The sequence below is a fragment of the Streptomyces sp. NPDC025638 genome (assembly GCF_055558775.1).
Genome location: NZ_JBVHLX010000009.1, coordinates 61,266 through 83,434, shown reverse-complemented (window position 1 = coordinate 83,434; position 22,169 = coordinate 61,266). Strand labels below are relative to the sequence as shown.

21 protein-coding genes and 2 pseudogenes are annotated in these 22,169 nt (G+C 68.7%); 6 read left to right on the top strand and 17 right to left on the bottom strand.

Features of this window, described 5'->3' with window-relative positions; all coding sequences use genetic code 11:
- Positions 1-197: 197 nt before the first annotated feature.
- The 8 genes and pseudogenes from ACZ4EG_RS23530 to ACZ4EG_RS23495 form a co-directional block, all read right to left on the bottom strand.
- Entirely contained in the window at positions 198-1,403 is a 1,206-nt protein-coding gene (locus tag ACZ4EG_RS23530; RefSeq protein ID WP_467791948.1) for a hypothetical protein, read from the bottom strand.
- Between the two features lie 244 nt (positions 1,404-1,647).
- Positions 1,648-2,667 carry a histidinol-phosphate transaminase gene (locus ACZ4EG_RS23525; RefSeq protein ID WP_467791947.1) on the bottom strand — a complete coding sequence of 340 codons (1,020 nt, stop codon included), beginning with the start codon at positions 2,665-2,667 and terminating at the stop codon, positions 1,648-1,650.
- A 3-nt stretch (positions 2,668-2,670) separates the two neighbouring features.
- A complete protein-coding gene (locus tag ACZ4EG_RS23520; RefSeq protein WP_453549173.1) occupies positions 2,671-3,690 on the bottom strand; it encodes a 3-oxoacyl-ACP synthase III family protein in 1,020 nt (339 codons plus the stop codon).
- Positions 3,687-4,340, bottom strand: a complete 654-nt coding sequence (locus ACZ4EG_RS23515) for an SRPBCC family protein (RefSeq protein ID WP_467791946.1) — start codon at positions 4,338-4,340, stop codon at positions 3,687-3,689. Before ACZ4EG_RS23515 ends, ACZ4EG_RS23520 begins: the two co-directional genes overlap by 4 nt.
- Positions 4,312-6,090 carry a thiamine pyrophosphate-binding protein gene (locus ACZ4EG_RS23510; protein ID WP_467791945.1) on the bottom strand — a complete coding sequence of 593 codons (1,779 nt, stop codon included), beginning with the start codon at positions 6,088-6,090 and terminating at the stop codon, positions 4,312-4,314. Before ACZ4EG_RS23510 ends, ACZ4EG_RS23515 begins: the two co-directional genes overlap by 29 nt.
- Positions 6,087-7,103, bottom strand: coding sequence for a GlxA family transcriptional regulator (locus ACZ4EG_RS23505; protein ID WP_453549180.1), 1,017 nt, complete (start codon positions 7,101-7,103; stop codon positions 6,087-6,089). Before ACZ4EG_RS23505 ends, ACZ4EG_RS23510 begins: the two co-directional genes overlap by 4 nt.
- A 200-nt stretch (positions 7,104-7,303) precedes the next feature.
- Positions 7,304-7,766, bottom strand: a pseudogene (locus tag ACZ4EG_RS23500) (LuxR C-terminal-related transcriptional regulator); the annotation flags it as partial.
- A 46-nt stretch (positions 7,767-7,812) separates the two neighbouring features.
- Positions 7,813-8,076 (bottom strand): annotated as a pseudogene (locus tag ACZ4EG_RS23495) (sensor histidine kinase); the annotation flags it as partial.
- Between the two features lie 263 nt (positions 8,077-8,339).
- Between ACZ4EG_RS23495 and ACZ4EG_RS23490 the strand changes: the two are divergent.
- Positions 8,340-8,825 carry a hypothetical protein gene (locus ACZ4EG_RS23490; RefSeq protein ID WP_467791944.1) on the top strand — a complete coding sequence of 162 codons (486 nt, stop codon included), beginning with the start codon at positions 8,340-8,342 and terminating at the stop codon, positions 8,823-8,825.
- 245 nt (positions 8,826-9,070) lie between these two features.
- Here the strand turns inward: ACZ4EG_RS23490 and ACZ4EG_RS23485 are convergent, their stop codons facing one another.
- Both ACZ4EG_RS23485 and ACZ4EG_RS23480 read right to left on the bottom strand, forming a co-directional pair.
- On the bottom strand, positions 9,071-9,529 hold the full coding sequence (locus ACZ4EG_RS23485) for an RICIN domain-containing protein (RefSeq protein ID WP_467791943.1): 459 nt from the start codon (positions 9,527-9,529) through the stop codon (positions 9,071-9,073).
- Between the two features lie 162 nt (positions 9,530-9,691).
- The gene (locus ACZ4EG_RS23480; RefSeq protein ID WP_467792141.1) at positions 9,692-10,732 is read right to left on the bottom strand and encodes a vWA domain-containing protein; all 1,041 of its coding nucleotides are present in this window, start codon (positions 10,730-10,732) and stop codon (positions 9,692-9,694) included.
- A gap of 473 nt (positions 10,733-11,205) precedes the next feature.
- Between ACZ4EG_RS23480 and ACZ4EG_RS23475 the strand changes: the two genes are divergently transcribed.
- Entirely contained in the window at positions 11,206-11,934 is a 729-nt protein-coding gene (locus ACZ4EG_RS23475) for a hypothetical protein (protein WP_467791942.1), read from the top strand.
- A 165-nt stretch (positions 11,935-12,099) separates the two neighbouring features.
- Here ACZ4EG_RS23475 and ACZ4EG_RS23470 read toward each other — a convergent pair whose 3' ends face one another.
- A complete protein-coding gene (locus tag ACZ4EG_RS23470) occupies positions 12,100-12,990 on the bottom strand; it encodes a glycoside hydrolase family 19 protein (RefSeq protein ID WP_467791941.1) in 891 nt (296 codons plus the stop codon).
- A gap of 500 nt (positions 12,991-13,490) precedes the next feature.
- On the bottom strand, positions 13,491-13,946 hold the full coding sequence (locus tag ACZ4EG_RS23465) for a MarR family winged helix-turn-helix transcriptional regulator (protein WP_467791940.1): 456 nt from the start codon (positions 13,944-13,946) through the stop codon (positions 13,491-13,493).
- 73 nt (positions 13,947-14,019) lie between these two features.
- On the opposite strand from ACZ4EG_RS23465, the gene ACZ4EG_RS23460 reads away from it, so the two are divergent.
- Positions 14,020-14,595 carry a TIGR03086 family metal-binding protein gene (locus ACZ4EG_RS23460; RefSeq protein WP_467791939.1) on the top strand — a complete coding sequence of 192 codons (576 nt, stop codon included), beginning with the start codon at positions 14,020-14,022 and terminating at the stop codon, positions 14,593-14,595.
- Positions 14,596-14,659: 64 nt separating this feature from the next.
- Here the strand turns inward: ACZ4EG_RS23460 and ACZ4EG_RS23455 are convergent, their stop codons facing one another.
- The 4 genes from ACZ4EG_RS23455 to ACZ4EG_RS23440 all read right to left on the bottom strand — a co-directional run bounded on the left by ACZ4EG_RS23455 (position 14,660) and on the right by ACZ4EG_RS23440 (position 19,190).
- Positions 14,660-15,460, bottom strand: a complete 801-nt coding sequence (locus ACZ4EG_RS23455; protein ID WP_467792140.1) for a hypothetical protein — start codon at positions 15,458-15,460, stop codon at positions 14,660-14,662.
- Between the two features lie 404 nt (positions 15,461-15,864).
- Entirely contained in the window at positions 15,865-16,416 is a 552-nt protein-coding gene (locus ACZ4EG_RS23450; RefSeq protein WP_467791938.1) for a hypothetical protein, read from the bottom strand.
- 117 nt (positions 16,417-16,533) lie between these two features.
- The gene (locus ACZ4EG_RS23445) at positions 16,534-17,454 is read right to left on the bottom strand and encodes a hypothetical protein (protein ID WP_467791937.1); all 921 of its coding nucleotides are present in this window, start codon (positions 17,452-17,454) and stop codon (positions 16,534-16,536) included.
- Positions 17,455-17,597: 143 nt separating this feature from the next.
- Positions 17,598-19,190 carry an oleate hydratase gene (locus ACZ4EG_RS23440; RefSeq protein ID WP_453549203.1) on the bottom strand — a complete coding sequence of 531 codons (1,593 nt, stop codon included), beginning with the start codon at positions 19,188-19,190 and terminating at the stop codon, positions 17,598-17,600.
- A gap of 437 nt (positions 19,191-19,627) precedes the next feature.
- Here ACZ4EG_RS23440 and ACZ4EG_RS23435 point away from each other — a divergent pair, with 437 nt between their 5' ends.
- From ACZ4EG_RS23435 to ACZ4EG_RS23425, 3 genes are all read left to right on the top strand, one after another.
- Positions 19,628-20,092 carry a hypothetical protein gene (locus tag ACZ4EG_RS23435; protein ID WP_467791936.1) on the top strand — a complete coding sequence of 155 codons (465 nt, stop codon included), beginning with the start codon at positions 19,628-19,630 and terminating at the stop codon, positions 20,090-20,092.
- 153 nt (positions 20,093-20,245) lie between these two features.
- Entirely contained in the window at positions 20,246-20,926 is a 681-nt protein-coding gene (locus ACZ4EG_RS23430) for a CBS domain-containing protein (RefSeq protein WP_467791935.1), read from the top strand.
- Between the two features lie 264 nt (positions 20,927-21,190).
- Positions 21,191-21,865 carry a CBS domain-containing protein gene (locus tag ACZ4EG_RS23425; protein ID WP_467791934.1) on the top strand — a complete coding sequence of 225 codons (675 nt, stop codon included), beginning with the start codon at positions 21,191-21,193 and terminating at the stop codon, positions 21,863-21,865.
- A 12-nt stretch (positions 21,866-21,877) separates the two neighbouring features.
- On the opposite strand, the gene ACZ4EG_RS23420 is transcribed toward ACZ4EG_RS23425, so the two are convergent.
- A complete protein-coding gene (locus ACZ4EG_RS23420; protein ID WP_453549213.1) occupies positions 21,878-22,165 on the bottom strand; it encodes a DUF1876 domain-containing protein in 288 nt (95 codons plus the stop codon).
- Positions 22,166-22,169: the final 4 nt, after the last annotated feature.

Here is a 22,169-nt window from a genome sequence, read left to right as displayed (position 1 = left end):
CACTCAGGGGTTCCGAATCACTCCCGGTGATTCGGAACCCCATCGCCGACGCACGGAGCGCACTCCGGGTGGCGGCATCGGCGCACATGGGGAAGGCCATCGCCCAGGCAATAGCGCGCAGCAACAACGCTCCCGGGGAGACGCGACCGGCCACGAGTCCCATGGGACACCGTGGCCGGTCGTGTGCGCTCAGCGGGTCACAGCTGCGGCTGCGGCATCCGTTTCCAGCTGAACGGGCCGAAGGTTGTGTCGGTGACGGCGTAGTCGGCGTTGGGGTCTGCTGTCAGTTTCAGCCATTCCAGCGGGGTGGTGCTGCCGTGCACGACGATCCGGTGGAAGTTCGAGACGTTGTAGTACGGGTGCTCGTTCCACGCGTTGTCACCCGGGTCATGGGCGCAGACGCCGGCGCCCGTGGCCGGGTCTGTCTCGCCGGTGCAAGTCGCCGTCGGCGACAGCGGGTTGTCCGAGCGGTACAGGTGTGAGTCGCCGTTGAGCATCAGCACCGGGCGGCCGAACTCGGTCGTCTTCGCCGCGATCTCGCTGATGATCGGCTCGTAGTTCGTCAGGTGCTTGTTGGTCTTGCCGTCGAGGTCCCACATGTCGGCCTGTGCCGTGATCACCACCGCCTTGGCGTGCTTGGCGCGCGCGTCGGCGAAGGCGGCATCGAGCCAGCGGACGTCGGCCGCGGTCCGGCTGGTCCGCTCTTCGGTCTGTGCCTGAGTCGCGGTCGGCACCTTGTACCAGGGGTCGGTGTCGTTGTTCGAGCCACCCGGCACGTTGATGGTCACGAAGACGATGTCGTTCTGCGCCCACCTCACGTTCTCGACGTACTCCGCGTCGTCCGGGTGGCTCCGGTCGTAGGCGGTGGCCTGGGAGACCACGTTCAGCGTCCCGCTGCCGAGGGTGTGGCCCGGCTGGGCGAAGAAGTCCCGCCGGATGGTGGCGAGGTTGTCGAGCGGATTGCCACAGTGGTAGCTGACGCAGTCCGCCGTACTGGTCGACAGGCCGCTCGTGCCGACGTAGTTGATCGCGCCGGAGGCCGAGTCGTAGAAGCCTCCGCCTTGACCGGGTGAGGTGAGGCTCGACGCCTTGTGGCAGTCGGCCCACTCGTTGTCGCCCGGCGTGTAGACGAGCGGCTTGGTGAAGGAGCGCCAGGCTGACGCGATCGAGGCGTCGTAGCCCTCGGTGCAGAACTCCTTGCCCGAGTGGATGTCGCCCACGTGGATGACGTCGCTGATCGTCGGGTCACTGTTGACGGTGCCGATGAACGCCGGGGTCTTCTGGAACTGCGACGTGTCGGCACTCTGGCCCGCGGGCGCGTACGCCGACATGCCGTACGGCGAGTCGCCGTACACGGCCAGCGTCAGTGGGCTGCCGGCCGTCGAGGCCGTGGCGGTCGACATTACGGAAGAAGCAAGGCCGACGGCGACGAGCGTGACAAGCCCGCGCTTTGGCATGCGTCTCGACATGCGTCCCTCTTTCAGGTCCGGTTGAGGGGGGCGCTCCAGTGAACTGGACCCTCAGGAAGCGCGACATGGCATCAATGGCGGCCTGGAGATGACGAGCAAGCGAACTTTCAGCGCGTTCTACCGCCGTATCGCAGCCCGTTGTGGCGGCAAGCGTGCTGGGGCGCCGTCATGCACAAGCTCACGCCCGCGACGCACTCTGGAGTGCGCGCAGTCCCGCCAGCGCCGTCAGCACAGTGTTGTTGGCATTCAGGTTGCCGATGGTGAGCCGGAGTCCCTCGCCGGGGTAGTGGCGCGCCTGGACACCGGCGTCGGTGAGTGCTGCGGCGCCGTCATCGATCGGGTCGGGCGCGGCGAGCCAGAGGGAGTTGGCATGGCTCGGGTGTACCCGCCAGCCGAGGCCGAGGAGTTCGTGCCGGAGCCGTTCGCGTTCGGCGACGATCGTGTCCACGCGCAGGCGCAACTCGCTTTCGGCCCCTAGTGAGGCCTTCACCGCCGCTGTTGCCACCGCGTTGATCCCGAAGGGCAGTTGTTGTCGGCGGATCCGCTCCACCAGGTCGGGGGAGCCGAGTCCGTAGCCGACCCGCAGGGCGGCCAGGCCGTAGGCCTTGGAGAAGGTGCGCAGGACGAGCAGGTTGGGGTGTGCGGCCAAGAGCGCGGGCGTGTCCGGCAGGTCGGCGTGGCGGGCGAACTCCACGTACGCCTCGTCGAGGAGCACGGTGACGTGCCGGGGCACCTGCCGCAGGAACGCCGACAGCGCACCTGCGGTGACGAGACTTCCGGTGGGGTTGTGCGGACTGCACAGCACCACGACGCGGGTGCGGTGGTCGAACGCCGCGAGCATGGCATCCAGATCCTGGTGTCCGTCCGGCGACAGGGGTACGGCGACGGGGTGCGCGCCGGCCATCGTGGCCAGGAGGGGGTAGGCGTCGAATGTGCGCCAGCCGTAGACCACTGTGTCGCCGGGCTGGACGACCGCCTGGAGCAACTGCTGGGCCACGCCGACCGATCCGCTGCCGACCGCGACGCGGTCGGGGGTCACCCGGCACCATGCGGCGATCTGCTCGGTGAGCTCGTCGGGGTGGAACTGCGGGTAGCGGTGGGCCTGCGCGACGGCCCGTTGCATCGCCTCGCGTACCGAGGGCAACGGGGGATACGGGCTCTCGTTCAGGGCAAGCCGGTGCAGTACGGGGATGTCCATCGCTCAGTTCCGTCCCCCGTGCCAGCGGACGGCGACGGCACCGGCGAAGTCGCCCGCGTGGGCGAATCCTCCGAGCACCACCAGGTCGCCGTCCTCGACCTGCCGGGAGCGGATCGCGCGGTCCAGGGTGATCGGGATCGCCGCCCCGAACAGATTCCCGTACTGGTCGAAGGTGTTCAGGTGCCGTTCGGCCGGCAGTTGCAGCGCCTCTCGCCAGTTCCGCAGGAAAGTACGGTTGGGCTGGTTGGTGATGAGGACGTCGATGTCGGTGCTCGCCACGCCGAGCCGCCGGCACAGGTCCATGACCACCTCGGGGACGAGGCGGTTCCCGCGTGCCAGGACCTTGGCGACGCTTGCGTCGGTGAACCCGATCCGCAGCTGGGACTCTCCCGGCTCCCAGTACTTGCGGCCGTCCTCGACCGCCACGGTCATGTCACCGGCGTACTCGCCGATGTGCCGGGTCTCCACGTCGAGGACGGGCGAGTCTGCCGACGTCGTCACATACGCCACACCGCAGCCGTCGCCCGGGATCGCCGCCTGGGCGAGTTTGCGCACCTCGGACTGGGTGAACCATTGTCCCGCGGCGCTTTGCGCGTTGCAGATCAGCGCGGTCTTCGCGTCGGTGGCGGTGAGGATCTGCCGGGCCATCTTCAGCATGTACACGAAGGAGGCGCAGCCCGCGTTGGCCACGTCGACGAGCCACTCCGGGTTCAGGCCGAGCCGGCGTGCCACCTCGGTGCCGGCGCCCACGAACGGCAGGTCCGGCAGTTGGCTGTGCACCAGCAGCACGTCGACGCCTTGGATCTCTTCCCTGCCGTGCCGTTCGATCAGAGACTGTACGGCGCGTTCGATCATGTCCGCGTTGGTCTCGTCCGCGGCCACGTGGTGCCGTAACGGCGGGACCTTGAACATGGGGTGGTTGCGGAGCTTGTCCTCGGCTCCGGGGTACTCGGTGTAGAACTCCGCGGGGACCGGCTCGCCGGGGAGGTAGCAGGCCACGTCGGTGAGGCTGACCGTCGTCACTGCGCCACCGCCTTCGCCGGAGCCACGTTGACCGGCAGGCCGTTGCGGTGGCGGTGTTCCAGGATGGCCTTGAGGTTGTTCATCTCCACGGTGTGCCCTGCGTAGAAGAGGTCCCAGTAGTCGCCCACCCAGGGCCGGTCCGGGCGCGGCGCCTTCTCGGGGTGGGGGTTGGTGTCGTAGTGGGGGTGCCGGCAGTTGGTCCAGGTGATCACCGAACCCGGCTTGTCGAGTACCAGTCGGGCCGGGACGACACGCATCAGGTAGATCATCCACAGCTGCTCGCCCTGGTCCCACGAGCAGTGGTAGTCCACGGTCATGGCCTCGGGGTTGGCGACCACCTTGCAGTAGATGCTGGTGTCGTCCTCCAGCCGGTCGTGACCGACCCACAGCCCCGGTGTACCGGTGGGCGCGAAGCCCCGCAGGCTGAAGGTCCACTCCTCCAAGTGGTGTCCCTGGCGCAGGTAGTCGTAGGCCGCCTCCGGGGGGCAGTCGACGTACTCGTGGATGGTGCAGTACTGCCCGTAGACCTGCTGGTGGGGGTAGACCGCATGGGTGAGCTCCATGCAGTGGGCGGTCAGTTCCTCCTTGCCGGCGTTCTCGATCCGGACCAGGCCGGGGATGTCAGCCAACGTGGACGAAGCCTCGCTCATCCGAACTCTCCTTGCTCTCGGTGCCGTTGGTGCTCTCGGTGTTTTCGTTGATTTCGGTGAAGGACTGGAACGGAAGGAACGGAGGGATCTCCCGCGGGTCGCAGTCCACCGCGACGAACGCCGGGCCGCCGCTCGCATTGCTGCGCAGCAGCGCGGTGCGCAGTTGTGCCGCGTCGCCGGCTCCCGTGGCCTCCAGCGACGGGAAGGCGGCGGCCACTCCGGCGGCGAGGTCGGTCCGGGCGAACAGGTCGTCGCTGCGGACGCCGCCCTGGAGGAACTCCTCGCGCAGCGCGCACATGGCGTGGGCGTTGTTGTTGAAGATCACGAACGTCACGGGTGCGTCGTACTCCACGGCGGTGTGCACTTCCATCCCGTGCATGAAGAAGGCTCCGTCGCCGGCGAGGACGTAGGTGCGTCGGCCGGTGGCGAGCGCGGCGCCGATCCCGGCACCGAAGGTGTAGCCCATGCCGCCCATGCCGACCGCCACCACGAAGCGGCCGTGGCGCGGTGCGGGGAGGAGATGGATCGCGCTGGCCCCCGCGTTGCCGGCGTCCACGAAGACGTGTGCGTCCTGGGGGAGCGCCGCCTCCACCGCGGCGACCGCCTGGCTGTAGGGGACGGCTCGTCCACGGGTCTCAGAAGGCGGGCCGGGCATGGGTGTGGGACGGGGGCCGGCGTGCGGCGGACAGGGACGTGGGCGGGGCGGCAGGCGGGCGGTCACCGCGCGCAGCGCGTCGCGGAGATTCCCACCCAGTGCGATGCCTGCCACGAACGGCGGTTCGGGGCCGAGGCAGACTATGTCGGTGCCGGCCAGGGCCCGGTCGAGGCCACCGCGTGCCAGGAGCGGCAGTCGGGTACCGGCCAGCAGGCACAGGTCGGCCCGCCGCAGACAGTCTTCGACGTTGGCGTGACCCATCACCCCGGCCACGCCGGCGAATCGGGGATCACGGTTGTCGAAGACGTCCTTGGCGTCCGGGGTGACCGCCACCCATGCCCCGAGGCGCTGGGCCAGCTCGGCCAGATCCCCGCGCGCGTCCGCGGCGGCAACATCCTCACCGGCGATCACGAGGACGCGGCCGGCCCCGCGAAGGGCGTCCGACACGGCGCTGACGGCAGCTGTGTCGAGCCGCGCCGCGGATGCCGTCGCGGGGCCGCCCGGTATCGGTGCCGCGCCGCGGGCGGGCACCTGGATCCGCGCCTGCTGCACGTCCTTGGGCAACAACAGCACAGCCGGCCCGCGTGGATCGGCCTGTGCCGCCGCAACTGCCAGGGGCAGCAACTCCGTGAGCGAGTCCGCGTCATCGACCCGGGCGCAGAACCGGGAGACGGGCGCGAAGACCTCCCGTGCGTCGAAGGAGCCCGCCTTGCCGCTGGAGTCCTGGAACGCCCCGTGGCCTTCCTGGCCGGTCGGCGGCTGACCCACCAGGGCCAGCACGGGCACCCGGGAGGCGTACGCCTCCGCCAGACCCGGTACGAGATTCATCGCCCCACCGCCCGACGTGGCGGCAACGACGCCGAGACGCCCGGTGGTGCGTGCGTATCCGTCGGCCATGGTGACGGCGGAGAACTCGTGCTTGGCGACGATGCCGCGCATGGCGCCGCCGCGGTGCACGGCGTCATACAGGTCCTCGATGTTCGCGCCGCCGACCCCGAACATGTGGGTGACGCCGGCCCTGGCGAGCTCCCCGGCCAGATGGTCGACCAGGCGTACGGTTTCTGCCTCGCGTAATTCCGAGGTCGAGGTGGTCATACGGGGCTGCTCTCCCTCTCGTGGTGCCGGTCGATGAGGCCGGATGGCGAGACGACCTGAAAGCGGTGCCGGTATTCCTTGGGGGTGAGTCCAAGGGTTCGTCCGAAGGAGCGGAAGAACGTCTCGGTGGCGGCGAATCCGCAGCGGCCTGCTATCTGGCTGATCGTCAGGTCGGTGGTTTCCAGCAGTTCGCGTGCGCGGGCGATACGCGTCCGCTCGACGTACTGGCCGGGTGTCGTACCCACCTCGCGCCGGAAGACCCGGGCGAAGTTGCGCTGACTCATGTTGGCCTGCCGCGCGATCTCGGCCACGGGCAGCGGGTTGTCCAGGTTGTCGAGAATCCACTCCTGTGCTGCCCGGATCGGCGGATGGTCGGCCAACTGGGCGTCGAGGACGGCGCTGTACTGGGACTGTCCTCCGTGCCGCTTGAGGAACAGCACCAGAAACCGTGCCGTCTCCAGTGCGAGCGCCGATCCGTGATCCGCCTCCACCAGGGCCAGTGCCATGTCGATGCCCGTCGACACGCCCGCGGAGGTCACGAAGGGCCCGTCCCAGACGAAGATCGGCTCGGCGTCCACCGTCACATCCGGATAGCGGCACGCCATCATCTCGCTGTACGCCCAGTGGGTGGTGGCGCGTCTGCCGTCGAGGAGGCCCGCCTCGGCCAGCAGGAAGGATCCGCCGCATACGGAGGCGACTCTGCGCGACCGGGCCGCTGCCCGGCCGATCCAGGACACGAGCGCCCGGTCCCGGAGCGCGTTGTGGAGACTCCATCCGCCCGGCACGAGGAGCGTGTCGATCGGGCCCTGCCCCGCTTCCAGTGGCGAGGCCTCGATCACCACCCCCGAACTCGTGCGCACCAGTGGTGCGTCGGCGGATACGAAGTCGGTCCGGTAGGGCGTTCCCGAGGGGCCCAGCAGCCGGTTCGCGGTATCGAACACTTCAATCGGTCCGGTGATGTCCAGGGCCATCGCGCCCGCGTACACCACCACAACAACACGTCGCTCCAACACGGTCACAGCCTGTATCGAATACCGTACTGGCTGCAATGACAGATTACTGACGTATCCGGCCAACAAGCGGTGTGGAACGGTCAGGAACTGCGCTGGCGAGGCAGTTCTTGCGTTGAGCAGGCAGCGCTGGGTGAGACAGCTCACAGGACGTCGATCTGCTCAATCAAGGAGCGTGGGGTGAAGTACAGGCCGGGCGGGCGCTATCCGCCCGGAGTCACGAGCCCCGATTCGTACGCCACCACCACCGCCTGTGCCCTGCTGTCCAGGTCCAGCTTGGTCATCGTGCGGTTGAGGTGGGTCTTGACGGTCGCCTCGCTGATGTAGAGGCGTTCAGCGATCTCCAGGTTGGACAGGCCGCGTGCGATCAGTTTCAGGACCTCGAGCTCGCGGGAGGTCAACGCATCAAGCTCCGCGGGCTGTTCGCAGGCGGACTGACGGGCGTACGCCTCGAACAGGCGACGGGTGACGCTGGGAGCGAAGAGCGTATCGCCACCGCTGACCGCGGACCGCGGCGAGCAGCCGTTCCGGCCCGGAGTCCTTGAGCAGAAACCCGGAGGCTCCGGCGCGCAGTGCCCCGTACACGTACTCGTCGAGGTCGAAGGTGGTCAGCACAAGGATCCGGGGTGCGGGGTCGGCGGCCGTGGCGAGAATGGTTTGGGTGGCGGGCGTGACTCAGGGCGCCCGCGTAGATCCACACCCCGCCCATCAGGCCCGCGCACGGCACGGAGACGCGCACAGGCCGCAGGGAGGCGACCGTGTAGACGGCGAGCATGGGGCCGAAGCTGCACACCACGGGCCAGTAGCCGGCAGTGATGTACACCAGCCAGGCGGCGTGCACCAGGCAGCAGACCACCACCGGAGCCAAGGTGCGGAGCACGAGCGGCAGGTGGACCAGGACCACCAGCGCATAAGCGGTCGCATCGAGCGGGTTCTGCCCCTGGTGCGCGGCCTCCGGCCCCAGCAGGAGGGCCACACTGGTCAGTGCCGCCGCGATCAGCGTGTCGACGGCGAGGGGGCGGATCCGCACTGTGGCAGCGTAACGCCGGCCCGACGGGTGGGCGTCAACCTTCCGCGGTACCACGGAAGTCGTAGGAAGTGGGCGGCTACCGCGTTCGATTTCCTGTATCGGTCCTGGGGTTTACCGAGGTGTCAACCCTCCGCGGGATGTGCATCGACAGAGCCGCGCCTAGCTTCTTGTGCTGACCGCACCACACAACTCTCTCCAGGGGGAATGAGATGTCAGGCATACAAAAGGCGGGGCTCGTCGCCGCGACGGCTTTGGCCGGCCTCGCTGTGAGCATCGCACCGGCGGGCGCGGCCCAAGCTCCCGCAGCCGACCGTGCGGACGTTCAGAAGTTCGTCCTCAACGCCTCAGCACCTGCAACCGACAGTGACGCTGCCGCGCCCTGCCGCACGGCCATCACTCGGTTCAACTACACCGGATACCGAGCCTGCGGCAGTGGTCGAGTCCTGGACATCGACTGGGACCGGAACGGTTCACTCGACGAATCATTCGTCATCGCGCCCAACCGCGAGATCTGGCATATCTGGGCCCGGTCCGGCGGCTGGAAGGAGCTGCCGGGCGACGGTCGCGGGGACACCTTCTGGGGCTGGTCCCGGTACGGCAACGTCCGCTGCGTAGCGGTCTGGGCGGGTAGCACCGTGTGGGCCAACCCCTTCGACGGCACACGCTGGCTCGGCTGGGGGCGCGGTACTTGCTGACGGTCGGCTGCCTCCCATGTGAGGAGAGCGCTCCGGCACGACAAGAGCGCCCCCACCAGCCGGTTCCCCCGGCCCATCCGGTCCTCGGGCAGTAGCCCGATGGAGCGGTTGAGGGGGAACCGGCTTCTCGCGCGTCGAGGTACCTGTGCGAGGGGGAACGCATCCACGTCGCGACCGGCTGCGGGAGAAGGCGTTCCGGAACAGAGGTGACCAAGCGCCCCGGCGCGTTCGGCAACGCAGCGCCCTCAGACGTAGCGGACGATCCAGCGTTGCGAGGTGCCCCCGGTGCATGCCGCGGTGGAGACCCGGTCGTTCGCCGTCCGAGCGAGGCACTTGTGGCTGACGCTGTTCTGAATCGTCCTACCGGCCGGTGTCGAGCTGCTGATCTGCCACAGTGCTGCCTTGTCGGCAGCGGCACAGGGTTTCATGGTCAGTTGATCGTTGCGCAGCGTGAGGCACAGCTTCGTTGCCACCTGCCGGAGTGCCGTGTACTCGTAGTCGTCGTCCCAGTGCCACTTCTGGTAGGCGCCCAGATTGCATGAGAAGACGTACGGGCCGTAGTCGGCCCGGAAGTCCAGGCACGCCTTGCTTCCGGCTGAGTTCTGGAAGGCGGTCGTTACCGGTGCCGCGCTCGCCGGTGTACTGCTCAGACCCACCGCGAGCCCGACGACCGCCCCCACGGCGGCCAGCCTTTTCAGAACCACGAGTTCCTCCTCCGCTGGATGCATTCCGCCGGGATGGTACCGACAACTGTTTGCTGTGGGGCCCGGAGTGGAAGTGCCTTCCCATCTCCTCCGCACGACCCCGGTTTCCTCCCTTACCGGAATCACCCGCGCCTCCCGGAGCCGGCGAAGGGTTTCCAGGCGTCAGAGTATGAGCAGGAGCCGTGTGTTCGAGACGAGCTTGCGGTTCACACTGGTGCTCTGCACAAAGATCGTGAAGTCGTCGTTGTGGTCCGGCTTGACGCGAACTTCCACGTCCGGCAGGCCGAGCAGAGCCCGGGCCTCGGGCCCCGTGTACACCCGGTCGGTCTTCTTCTCGAGCACCGCGATCTGCTTCCGTGCTTGGACCTTCTCCGACTTGCTCAGCTGGTAGTACGCACCACCGGTACGGTAGGTGTGCCCGCATTCGATGACCCAGTCCCGGATCGCCGCGTCACGCGACACCGGGATCAGCTCGTACTGCGACGGATCCACCGGGGTGAGGCCGGCTGCCTTGATGGTGTCCTTGTTGACCGCCTCAGCACTCGTGGAGAACACCGCCCGCGAGCCCCGGATGCCCTTGGTGCGGCCCACCATGAACTTTTCGGTGGCCTGACGGATAACCTGCCCGGCCTCCTCCAGACCCTGTGTGCTCGTGGCGTCCCAGATGGCGATGTTGTCCTTCGGGAAACCGCACTGCATGGCCTCGCGCTTGCCCATCTGGTCCGGCACAAGGACGGCCAGCGTCCAGTTGTCCTCCTGGGTCTTGCTCATCTCGGCCACAGCCTCGACCAGTTCACGCGGATCCCTGGCAGGTGCATCCGGGCAGCGGTGGCTTGCGTTCTCCTGCCCGTCGGTGAGTACGAACGTCAGGAAGCTGTGGTCGCCGTACAGTTGAGCCGTCTGTGCGAGCTCCCGCTGTGACTTCAGCGCGGCCGCCAGCAGAGCCGTCATGCCGCCGACCCGGTACAGCTGCTTGAGCGACGGCATGCGCAGCACGTCCTTGTCGTAAATGACGCACTCCACCTTGTCCGCGAAGACGTACACGGTGACGCGGGTTTCCTGGTCCAGTTCCCTCGACCGGCGGGCAAGATAGGCAATCTGCTGGTCTGCGACCTCGACGACCTTGCGGCTCAGATGCGACATGGACGAACTGGCATCCAGCACGAGAGCAACGTGATTGATGTAGTTCTGGCTTCCGGACATGGCAGCTCCCCCTCTTTTCTCTTTCCGAGTCGATGCTCCTACCGTCTCACGCACCACTGACAATCGATCTTGACTCCCAGCCTGGATGAGGAGCCCAGCCGAAGCCCCGGGAGCGGCTACACTGCCGCGAAGTCGCGAGGCGACACAGCAACTGGCCGGAAAAGAACGGTGGGAGAGGCCATGGCGTCGGGGGGATGGGGTCAGGGACCCGGCGCGGGGCAACCGGGCGGCAACGGACCGGGTGGTCAGGGCTGGGGCGCTCCGTACGGGCCGACGCCCAACGGCCCCAACAGCCCCTACGGGCCCGACAACAGCGGCCACCCCTACGGTCCGCCCGCCCCGGGCCCGTACCCGAACCAGACCCGTATCCGAATGCGAACCCGTATCCGTACCCCTACGGCTCGCAGCCCGGCGCACCCGTTCCGGTCGCACGCCGCCGCAGCTGCCTGTGGTACGTCTCGCCCGTCTTCCTCGTGGTCGCCATCCTCCGCTCCGCACACCGTGTGGCCACCAAGCTCTTCGTACACGAGAGCGGGGACCGGATCGTGGACCGGACCGTGGACCGTGTCCAGGTGGTCCGCACGGTGCTCGGTGTGCTGGCCACCCTCGCGCTGATCCTGGTCTACGGCGTGGAGAAGGACCGCTGGGGGAACGCGGCGGAAGACGGCCTCGCCAACGCGTTGGCCACGCCGCTCGTGCTGATCGTCACCGGGCCGCTGGTCATCCTGGGATTCATCCTCTACGCGCCCCCGCATCTGCGACCGCACCTGCGTTCCCGGCTGAGCGCCCCGCTCAAGGCGGTCGGCTGGTACGTGCTGACCCTGGTCGTCCTCGCCACGACCATCTACCTCGCGGGCGGCACCGGTCTCAAGGACCACCTGCACGGCTGGCAGGTGCTGCCGTTCGCCCTGATCGTGATGGTCGCCATCTTCTGGGGGCTGCCCTTCCTCTTCCTGGCGTCGCTGTACTCCGCGCGCAGCGCCTTCAACACCGCCCATGTCCACCCGATGCTGCCGCCCGTGGTCACCGGCGTCCTGGTATGGGTGCTCGCCATTTTCAACCTGATCGGCAACGGCGTGTCGGCGGGCCCGCCGGTGGCCCAGTTCTGCTCACTGCTCGGTGGGCCGCTGTCGGTGACCGCGGTCTCGGCGTGGGAGATGCGGCGCCTGCGCACCCGCTTCGGAGTCACCGTCCGGGGCTGAGCCGGAGCGGCAGCACCGCCGCGCTGCCGACGTGGAAGCGGCGCTGCCCGTCCACCGCATCGCGTCGAAGCCGATGCGGTGGACGGGCGGGTCGCCGAGTTCCAGGTGCTCGCGGCACATGCCTGGTGAGCCGCCGTACTCACTTCTCGAACTCGTCTACGGCGGTCAGCAGTAGAGATTGCCGCCGGGTGACGTCCCGAGGATCTGCGTGAACCGCTGGTAGGCGTCCACGCGGCTCTGCACCTGCGCCGGGTTCTTGCCGTCGCACTCGAGGGAGCCGTTGATGCTGCGGATCGTCTGGCCGAAGCCGGCGCTGTTGACCATGGCGCTGTGGGGCGTCATGCTGCCGGGCCCGGTCTGGGTGTTCCAGTACCAAAGGGCCGTCTTCCAGGCCACGGCGGCGTCGTTCTGCACCAGCCACGGGTTGTTGAGGAGGTCGATGCCGAGCGCGTCGCCCGCGGCCTTGTAGTTGAAGTTCCAGCTGAGCTGGATGGGGCCGCGCCCGTAGTAGGCCGCCTGCCCGGCCGGGCAGCCGTACGGCTGGCTCCAGTCGCAGTAGTGCGGGTAGTTGGCGGTGTTCTGCTCGACCACGTACACCAGGCCGCCGGTCTCATGGCTGACGTTGGCGAGGAAGGCCGCGGCCTCCTGCTTCCTGACCGTGTCGCTGCCGGTGTTCGCAAAGGCAGGATAGGCGCTGAGAGCGGCGGTGAGGCCGCTGTACGTGTAGAAGGAATTCCGGTTCGGGAACATCTGGTTGAACTGTGCCTCGCTGACCACGAAGGTGCCGACGGGGGTTCCGGAGCCGCCGTCGCAGGCATAAGGGTCCCAGTACCAGGTGCTGATGGTGGGGTCGTAGCCCGGGTTGTCGTGTTCGGCGATGTAGGCCTTGCCGTCGGTGTAACGCACGATGTCGCCGGCGGCGTACGACCTTCCGGCGACCCAGCTCGGGTAGCTCGAACACGCGGCGGCGGATGCGTCCTCGGCCGGCAGCAGGACCGGCACGGTGCTTCCGAGGACGAGTGCGGTGACCACGGCGGAGATGCGGCGCCTCGACACAGAATCAACTCCTTTGCGGAGCACGGCCGCACCCGGACAAGGACAGCGCGAATCCGGGCCTTGTGCGCAGGTGCCGGTCGGACCGGCCATGGCGTGGGTGCGACCGTGGTGGGGGGTGTGGAAACACTCAACCGCTTTGGTCTGTACCAGTCAAGGGTGTAGACCAGTCAACTCGCTCCACCGGGGGGAGGCTCGTTCCCCGCTGCCTCCTGTGCATGCCCCGGGCGCCGGCTCTATGTGCCGCTCGCGGACTGTCCGTGCCGTGATCCGTTGGCCGGCCGGGACAACGTGGAAGCGGTCCTGAACGCCTTGCCGTTACGTGCCCGCCGTGAGCTTCGGCAGATCGTGGCGCGACCCGACGAGGAATTCGCCTGGTGGCACCGGCGTCTGACGGGACGGTAGCCGATGGTGGCGGGCGCCCACGCACTGAACCGGGGAGAGATGCACGCTGCCGCATATGTCGCACGGCCGAAGAGATCAGTCTGCGCCTTCGTCAGTTCTCAGTCCCCGCTGATCTCGGAGGGAGACAGCGCGGCGAGGGCCTGTAGCGCGTTGAGAAAGCCGCGTCGATCCTCCTCCGGCAGGCGCGCCAGCAGTTGCTCCTCGCGCTGTTGGATTGCCGCCTGGACCGCGTCGCGCAGTTGGCGCCCCGCCGGGGTGAGTGAGAGCAGGCGCGCCCGCCGGTCCGCCGGATCGGGCTGTCGGCGGATCAGTCCACGTTGCTCCAGGTCGTCGAGGACGCCGATGATCCGCGTCTTGTCCGCACCGATGTCTCGCGCCAACGCGGCCTGCGTCCGTACCGGTGGGTCGTCGAGCCTGAGCAGCACCGCGTACGCCCACATGGCCAACCCGTGCCGGCGCAGCACCGGCAACTCGGCGGCCACCAGCGCGCGGCCCAGCGGGACGATCATCGCCGCCAGGTCAGGACGCCCTTTGGATGCGGTGTTCCCAGCCATGGGGAAGAAGATACTCGTTGACCCATAGTAGGTACCTGCTTATCGTAAGCGCATGCGTATGAACTTAAGTGTCATGAAGGCTTTCAACGACCGTGCGGTGCGAGAGAGCATCGCCGTGGTCCGCCGGGTGAGTGTGAAGGACCTCGGTCGTCCGACTCCCTGCTCGGCCTGGAATCTGGGCGAGTTGCTCGCGCACATGGCGGCCCAGCATCGGGGGTTCGCGGCGGCGGCGCGAGCCGACGGCGGTGACCTGGCCCACTGGAAGGCCGAGGCGCCGGGGCCGGAAGCCGTCGCGCGGTACCTTGCCGCCGCAGAAACAGTCTTGACCGCATTCGCCGAAGTCGGCGTGGAGGAACAGGAGTTCGCCCTCCCCGAATTCGGTGCAGGCGCGACCTTCCCGGCTATCCGGGCCATCGGCTTCCACTTCATCGACTACGTGGTCCACGCGTGGGACGTCGCCCGCGCCCTCGATCTGCCCTTCACCCCGGACCCGGACATCTTGGATGCCGCGCTCCCCATCGCGCTGGCCGTCCCCAACGATGCCTACCGCATGCGGCCGGACGCCGCCTTCGCCCCGAGCCTCCCCGAACCCGCCGACTCCGACGCTCTGACCCGGATCCTCTTGCACCTGGGCCGCTCACCGTCCTAGGCACGGCGGGCACGCAGCGAAGGTCGAGACGGGCCGGCGGAGGGTCTCTCAACTCCGGCCTGGGTCATTCCGGTTGGTGTTCCGGGCCTCCGAAGTCCGGGCTCGTGTAGTCCGGGCTCGACCACCTTGGGTGCGGTGCCGGAGTTGGTGTCCGGCGCAGGCCGGACGCGGTTTTGGGGTTGGCGAGGGCTTGCTCCAGGAAGGGGAGGATGCCGCGTTCCAGGAGGGCTTCTCGCCAGGCTTCCCTGGCCCGGGCCACTTCTCCGTTCGCCTCGCCGTAGGCTCCGGCGTCCAGCGAGGGACTGTTGCGCAGGGCGGTGAGCAGCAGCCCGACCGCGGCGACGAGAACCGACGCGGCGGTCACGGCGCCGAGCACCCATCCCGCGGTCAGCATGGTCTGAGCGAATGTCGGTTCGGGGTTCAGTTTCTTCAGGATGTAGCCGATGATCAGGAATATCGCCGCGGCGGTTCCGGCGAGGACGGGGGTGAGGACCGCGACGACGGCGACGGCGCCCGCGCCGGTGGTCTCGGCGGCCTCGCCGAGGGTGGTGGCGAGCCCCATCGCGCCCGCGACGCCCGGCTCACCGGAGCCGGATTCACCGCTGGACGACGGGGTGGACGGCGCCGGCTGGCGCAGTTCCTCGCGGACCTTCACATAGTGCTGGTACTCGGTCGCCGCGGCCGCCGTGATGAGTGTGGTGGCGTTCAGCGCCATGGTGCGCAGCTGTTCGGTGTTCAGCCGCTGTCCCACAGCGGCCGGTTCCGGGCGGTGTGGTGCGGAGCGCAGCGCCTCATCGAGGATCCGCTCGTAGTCCTGGCGGTCCTCGTTCAGCAAGTGCTGATCAGCCGCCCGCTCCCGCCGCATGCCGTCTGCCTGGCGGTTCTCGCCCGGCAGACGTTGCGGCGCGGTGGAGCTGCTCGTGGCATCGGGGTGCCGTGCCGTCGCCTTTTCTCCCGCCTCATTCCGCGGGGATGCCTTGCGCGTCATCGCCAGGTGCATCCAGGCGCGCAGGGCTGAAGTGGGCAGACGGTGCCCCGGAAAGGACCGGCTCGGGTCGGGAACGTCACTTGTCCTTGCCTCAGCGGGCTCCGATCCGCTCGGCGGCTCCTGGGGTGGTTCGGGAGCATCAGAGGGTGAGGGTGCTGGCGGACTGACGGTTTGCACGCCAGTGACGGCAGGCCTGGACGGTGCAGCGGGCGGCCGGAAGCCTGGAGACCGGCGAGAGAGCACGGCCAGGACGCGGCCGGCGAAGGATTCAGCAGCCGGCGTCATGCCTGCCCCCCTGGGTCCGACGGTCCCTGCTGTGCGGTGATGCCCGTGTCTGGCTGCGGAATGTGCGGGGGACTACCGCCTGATCGTGTCATGTCGGGAATGCCATTGCTCTGGCCGAGACCGTTCGGCTGGTGCACCCGCCACTCAACCGCCTGTTGCTGCGCCTCCTCAGCCACACCGCCCATCGCGGCACGACCCGCGCTCCTGACCGCCAGCGGCACCAGCGTGGCGAGTTGTTGAACCACTGACAGTGCCCCCAGGCCGACCATGTAGGCCACGAGCGGGTTCACACTGTGCGGGTACGTCGCGGCGAGGACGCCTGTCGGGGCTCCGCTCACGAACAACCGCAGCACTGTGGCCACGCAATAACCCCGCCAGCCGGGTGCGGGCAACTGTTCCTCGCCCGGCCGTACATCAGGCTGGCGACGAGGCGGTTCGATCGTGTCCGGCTGCACGTTCCACGGCATCTTGCGGTGCCACTTGACGGACTTGATGACGTCGACGGCCTCCATGGTGGCGCCACCGGCCACCCCCACCCACGCGGCCATTAACCAGTCCATGCACCGAGATTAGAAGGCAGTACCGTGACAGGGAACGACATCGCCGGATTCGCACCAACCGCACGAGACTGTGAATTGGTTGAGGAGCCGGGCCGTCATCGGTTCTCACACCTCCTTGTACAGTGCCCCCGATGCGGCCGGCCGCACAGCGGTGAGCAGGGTGAGACCGAGCGCGGCGAAGAGCAGACCGAGCGCAGTCATCGTGGCGGCCTGCCCGGCGGACGCGCCGGGGACGTCCCGCAGCCATGCACTGATCGCCATGGCTGCGACGGCCGGGCCGATCAGGGCCAGCCAGCCCGACAGCGCCAGGGCGACTTTGCGGGCCCATGGGCTGCCGTGGCGCATCCCGGCGATGGCGGCGACGGCGGCGGGCAGACCCACGCCGAGGTCGAGCAGGGCGATGGTCCAGAAGTAGCCGGGGCCCTCCTGGTAGTCGGCGGCCGCCGGGTGTGTGCCGGCGGCGTCGAGGATGGCCGGTACGTACCGCGTGAAGGTCACGATCGCCAGGAGCGGGATCAGCATGCCGCCGGTGAGGCGTTCCCGTCGGCCGGGCGGCGTCCAGGCGGCCGGGTCGATCTGCTGCCAGGCGAGAAGGGCCGTGGTCCAGCCGAGGACGAACAGCGCCAGCTGCAGCGGGAAGAACGCCTCGCTGTTGCCGTCGTAGTGCAGGTACTGCGGTCCCAGCACGTACTGCGGAACCATGTACGCCGTATAGACGCTGGGTGCGAGGGCGAGCACGCCGCCCAGCGGGTGCCGGCGCAGTACGAGGACGGCGGCGCACACGGCCACGGGAGCGACGACCGCGACCGAGAAGACGTCCAGGGCCAAGAGCTGGCTCATGAGCGCCCCATCGCCGGGGATCGGGTAGTGGATCGCCGCGAAGCCGACGGGACCGAGCAGCGTGCCGGTCACGAGCAACGCCGCGAGGACGAGGAGCCCACCGCCGAGCAGCCGGGCGAGCGTGTGCGCCCTGGTCGGCGTGTACGGCGTTTCGTACGTCCTGTGCCGGATGGGTAGGTCGCCCATCGCACACACCGTGTCCTCTCACGTCAGGCAGCCGGCCGGGCTGCCGGGCAGGGTTGGACGGCCCCGAGTCCCTTCCGCCCGCCGACCGGGCGGAAGGGACTGACCCACGTGGGAACCACGCAGGTCAAGGCGGCCCTGCGTGCTCAGGCCAGGGCGGCTGCGAGCACATCGAAGGCGGTCCGCGGATCCGCCAGGGCGTGGTAGATGCCGGGTATCTCATGGTCGTCGAGGCCGAGCAGGCCGTAGACGGCGTGCATGGCGCCGCGCACCGAGTACTCGACGGTGAAGACCACGTCCTCCGGGATCTCCGTGAACTGGCCCAGGAAGGCGAAGTTCGCCGCGCCGCGCGGGATGACCAGCGGCCGGTCGTGTGTGGTGCGTGGGGCGAACTGGCTGGTGATGTAGGGCATCATCACCGGGATCACCGTGGTGGTCGCCGCGACCTGCTCCTCGATGTCCGACAGGCCCAGGTGGCCCAGCAGTTCGGTGAGGATCTCCCGGCCGGTGGCCTCGGCCATCGGCTTGCCGACGAAGTCGCCCTCGCGGTCGACGAACAGGCCGTAGCCCCACACGGTGTACACGTCCTCCGGCTGGCCCTCGAAGTGCGGGGCATGCGGCACGACGATCGACATCAGCCAGTTGGAGTCCTTGAACGTCATCAGCGCGCCCGTGCCGGGCAGGTTGCCGGACAGCTCCTCGATGCGGTGCAGGAGCAGCGGGCTGCGCATGGTGAGTGTGAAGGACTCCCACTTGGCCTCGTCCACGTTGCCGTTGAACGCCGTGGGCCGGCCGAAGTCGTCGGCCTTGCCGGCGATGGCCTCCCACAGCCGCCAGTCCCCGTCGCGCTTGTCGCGCACCAGTTCGGGCGCGGTCGTGTCGCTGCCGTAGGCCGCGTCGGCGGTCATCGAGCCGAGGGTGAGGAACGCGTAGTCGTCAGCGCCGATTTCGTAGGAGTCGCCCTGCCCGGCCCGGTCGAGGTGCAGGCGGGTGGCCCGGCGGGTGCCGTCGTCCTCGGTGGTGAAGTCGACGTCGGTGACGCGCACTCCGTGCTCGAAGCGCACGCCGCGCTCCTCCAGCCAGACCCGTATCGGGCGGATGATCGAGTCGTACTGGTTGAGGCGGGTGCGGCGCACCCCCGCCAGGGTGTGCATGCGGGGGAACTCCTGCATGAACCGGAGCAGATAGCGCTTGAGCTCGATGGCGCTGTGCCAGTTCTGGAAGGCGAAGGTGGTGCGCCACATCGTCCAGAAGTTGGTGGCGAAGAAGTGCGGGGAGAAGAAGTCCTCGATCCGGCGGGCCCCGATCACCGACTCGGGCAGCACCAGCAGACGCGTGAGCTCCAGCTGGTCACGCGCGTCGAGACCGTAGTCGGCGGCGTCGAGAATCACGGCGCCCTTGCCGATCAGGCGGGCCTTGGCGTCGGTGGGCCACTTGGCGTTGAACTCGGTGATCTCCTTGCGCACCGATATCGACTCGTCGGTCAGGGTGGGGATCGTCTCCAGGAGGTTCCACAGGCACGTGTACGCCTCCTCCTCCAGCATCCGGCCGCCCCGGGTGACGTATCCGCCGGGCTCCTCGCGACCGTCCATCGAGCCGCCGGCGACCGGGAGCTCCTCCAGGATGTGGATGTTCTCGCCCGGCAGGCCGCCGTCGCGGATCAGGAAGGCCGCCGCCGCGAGGGAGGCGATGCCGCCGCCGACCAGGTAGGCGTGGGATGGGCGCGGATCGTCGGTCATGACGTCCCTCCGTTTCTGCCGACCCGGGATACGGGCGGCCGACTGTGTTCACAATCCCGCGCACCGCACCGTCCGTCGTGCTGCGGGCAGTGCGGTGCACAGCGCGTCTCCGCTGTGCTCAGGCCGATCGCGGCGAGGCGCTGGTAGTACTCAGTCAACTCGTGGGGTGATCACGTCGGCAGGGGCCGGTCGTCCCTGCCCGCGTGCCGAGGGGCCCGGGCCGGGCGGTCGCTTTCCCACGCCGACCGTGACGTCCTCGCCGGCGTGTGGCGCCATGGCGCAGGGCGTAAGCGGACGAGAAGTCACGCAGGGGTCCGGCTTCCGCTGTTTTATGTTCAGGCGCCGACCATATACCGGCTACCGATATATTCTGCAGGCGTCGGCTGATCACGTGTCCCGGCTCCGAACGGCGGTCAGGACGAGGCATGGAGTGAACCATGGAATCGAACATCACAGCTCGCCCGGCGTCCTGGGCTGGACGGCGGGCGGACGTTCTGGCCCTTCTGCTGGGCGGCGCGGCCGTCGGTTGGACCGCGGCCCTGTTGAGCGTGCGCACCGCTGATCCGGCCCCGCTCGACTCTGGGGTGACGGATGCCGATCTGGCGCGGCTGGGTGCTGCCGTGATGGCCGCCGTTGCGGCGGTGTCAGCCGGACTGTGGTGGCGCCACCGGGCGTCCGCTCTTCATCCGGCAGTCGGCGGAGGCTGGGCACGAGCGGCGTTCGCCGTGTCTTCTGTCCATGCCCTGTTCCTTGTACCGGTGATCACATTCGCCCCATGGGGCTGGAAGTTCCCGTTGATCGCGTTCACGGCAGCGGTGCTCGCCGGCGGCGTGAGGGAGGCCGCCGCGGCGACGGCGTCAGCCGATGGCCGTATACCCGCGCCTGACCCGACGTCCGGCTGAAGTCCCAGGCACAGCGCCCTGCAGCCTACCCATCCCCACGTGGATGCCCCGGACGGGGCGGCCTTCGGCCGGATTGCGGCATGCCAGGTCGCGGTGATGCTGGAGGCATACGGCCGAATCAGTACCTCCCGCACGCCCATGAAGGACCAGGACATGACTGACGCTCCGCATGTCGTGAGCGATGTGATGACCCTGCCCGTGGTGGCCGTCGGGCGTGACGCGCGGTTCAAGGAGATCGTGCGGGTCATGGAGCAGCGGCAGGTCAGTGCCGTGCCGGTCGTGGAGGGCGAGGGACGGGTGGTCGGTGTCGTCTCCGAGGCTGACTTGCTGCCCAAGGAGGAGCTCCGGGACTACGGGGTCACCCGGCACTTCCGGATCCGTCACCGGTCCACCTTGGCCAAGGCTCAAGCGCTGACGGCCGAGGAGCTCATGAGCACGCCCGCTGTCACGGTCCGCCCCGACGTCACCTTGGCCCAGGCAGCCCGGATCATGGCCACGGAGCACGTCAAGCGACTGCCCGTGGTCGATGACGAGGACCGGCTTTCGGGCATCGTCAGCCGAGGCGACCTGTTGAAGGTCTTCCTGCGGTCGGACGAGGACATCGAGGAGGAAGTCCGCCGCACCGTGGTGTCCTACCTGTTCCCCACGGTCGGTCACGCCATTCATGTGTCCGTGCGGGACGGGGTCGTCACGCTCCGCGGCCGCGTCCACGACACCTCGCTCATCTGGGTCGCCGAGCGCCTCGTCCGCGCTCTGGAGGGCGTGGTGGGTGTCGAGGCACGGCTCAGCGGCCAGGATGCCGCCCTGGCCGGGGCGGAACCCTGCAGTGATTAGCGACCGCGGTGCCGCTGGTGGATCGCCGGACACAGCGCGTCGAGCTGCCCGCCAAACGTTGCGCGTACGGCGTTCGTCGCGCTCGGGACGGCGGATGTGCGCGTCGGACCCTTCGATGACGCGTCGGTCGCCGAGGTGAGCTCGCATGATCGCGGCCCTCTCCTCAGAATGGTGCTGTATCCACCCTGCCCCGCGGGTCACACGGCCGTAGGGGGACGAGAGGTCCGTGTCCGCGAGGCGGGCGGCCCGTATCCGGGAGGCGACATGCACCACCGAACGGTCGAGGAGCTCATGACCCGGGACGTCGTCCGGGCACGGCGTGACATGCCGTTCAAGGAGCTCGTCAGGCTGCTGGCGGACAACGACGTCACCGCCGTGCCCGTGGTGGACGATCTGGAGCGCCCCATGGGCGTGGTGTCCGAGGCCGACCTGCTGCGCAAGAGCGCCGACCAGGTCGATCCGTCGGGCAGGGTTCCGGTCCCGAACCTGGAGGCCTGGGAGCGGGCCAAGGCCGAGGGTTCCCGCGCCGAGGAACTGATGTCGGCTCCCGCGGTGTGCGCACGTCCGGAGTGGAACGTGGTGGAGGCCGCGCGCCTCATGGAGGCCCAGCACGTCAAGCGGCTGCCCGTGGTGGACGAGGCGGACCGGCTCCTGGGCATCGTCAGCCGTGGCGATCTGCTGCGGATCTTCCTGCGCCGTGACGACGCCATCCGTGACGAGATCACCGCGGACGTGCTGCGGCGCACGATGGGGCTCGATCCCTCGGAGGTGACGGTCGAGGTGCGCGAGGGGCGGGTCGACCTGGGCGGCTCCGTGGAGTTCCGGAGCCTGATCCCCGTCATCGAGCACCTGTGCCGTGGTGTCGACGGCGTGGTGTCGGTCGCCTGCCATATCGACTACAGGACGGACGACGCCGGCCGTTCCCCCGCCACTCCTTGAGTCCGCCGGGTTTCACAGGGGCCATCCAGCGGGCTCACGGGTGCTCGGCCGCGACGCACCCATGGTCTGGATGTCGTGTCCGGCGACGTTCAGCAGCTGGTGGGCGAGGTCGTGCATGGCCCGGCCTGCCGCCAGTTCGTCACCGATCTCCGGCACGTTCGTGTCCGCCGGATGACAGTGCGCGGTTCCGTGGCCGGTGAGCGCCGTGGCACCGGTGTCGAGCACCACGTGTGCCTTGGTCGTTCCGTCGTCGTCTTCGAAAAGGTGGAGACGGACTTTCCATTCAGCCGTGTGCGACATGGTC

Coding starts and splice junctions, on each gene's coding strand:
- ACZ4EG_RS23530 (WP_467791948.1), bottom strand. CDS start 1,403: ATGTCGACCGCCACGGCCTCGACGGCCGGCAGCCCACTGACGCTGGCC.
- ACZ4EG_RS23525 (WP_467791947.1), bottom strand. CDS start 2,667: ATGGACATCCCCGTACTGCACCGGCTTGCCCTGAACGAGAGCCCGTAT.
- ACZ4EG_RS23515 (WP_467791946.1), bottom strand. CDS start 4,340: ATGAGCGAGGCTTCGTCCACGTTGGCTGACATCCCCGGCCTGGTCCGG.
- ACZ4EG_RS23510 (WP_467791945.1), bottom strand. CDS start 6,090: ATGACCACCTCGACCTCGGAATTACGCGAGGCAGAAACCGTACGCCTG.
- ACZ4EG_RS23490 (WP_467791944.1), top strand. CDS start 8,340: ATGTCAGGCATACAAAAGGCGGGGCTCGTCGCCGCGACGGCTTTGGCC.
- ACZ4EG_RS23480 (WP_467792141.1), bottom strand. CDS start 10,732: ATGTCCGGAAGCCAGAACTACATCAATCACGTTGCTCTCGTGCTGGAT.
- ACZ4EG_RS23465 (WP_467791940.1), bottom strand. CDS start 13,946: ATGGCTGGGAACACCGCATCCAAAGGGCGTCCTGACCTGGCGGCGATG.
- ACZ4EG_RS23460 (WP_467791939.1), top strand. CDS start 14,020: ATGAAGGCTTTCAACGACCGTGCGGTGCGAGAGAGCATCGCCGTGGTC.
- ACZ4EG_RS23455 (WP_467792140.1), bottom strand. CDS start 15,460: ATGCGGCGGGAGCGGGCGGCTGATCAGCACTTGCTGAACGAGGACCGC.
- ACZ4EG_RS23450 (WP_467791938.1), bottom strand. CDS start 16,416: ATGGCCGCGTGGGTGGGGGTGGCCGGTGGCGCCACCATGGAGGCCGTC.
- ACZ4EG_RS23445 (WP_467791937.1), bottom strand. CDS start 17,454: ATGGGCGACCTACCCATCCGGCACAGGACGTACGAAACGCCGTACACG.
- ACZ4EG_RS23440 (WP_453549203.1), bottom strand. CDS start 19,190: ATGACCGACGATCCGCGCCCATCCCACGCCTACCTGGTCGGCGGCGGC.
- ACZ4EG_RS23435 (WP_467791936.1), top strand. CDS start 19,628: ATGGAATCGAACATCACAGCTCGCCCGGCGTCCTGGGCTGGACGGCGG.
- ACZ4EG_RS23430 (WP_467791935.1), top strand. CDS start 20,246: ATGACTGACGCTCCGCATGTCGTGAGCGATGTGATGACCCTGCCCGTG.
- ACZ4EG_RS23425 (WP_467791934.1), top strand. CDS start 21,191: ATGCACCACCGAACGGTCGAGGAGCTCATGACCCGGGACGTCGTCCGG.
- ACZ4EG_RS23420 (WP_453549213.1), bottom strand. CDS start 22,165: ATGTCGCACACGGCTGAATGGAAAGTCCGTCTCCACCTTTTCGAAGAC.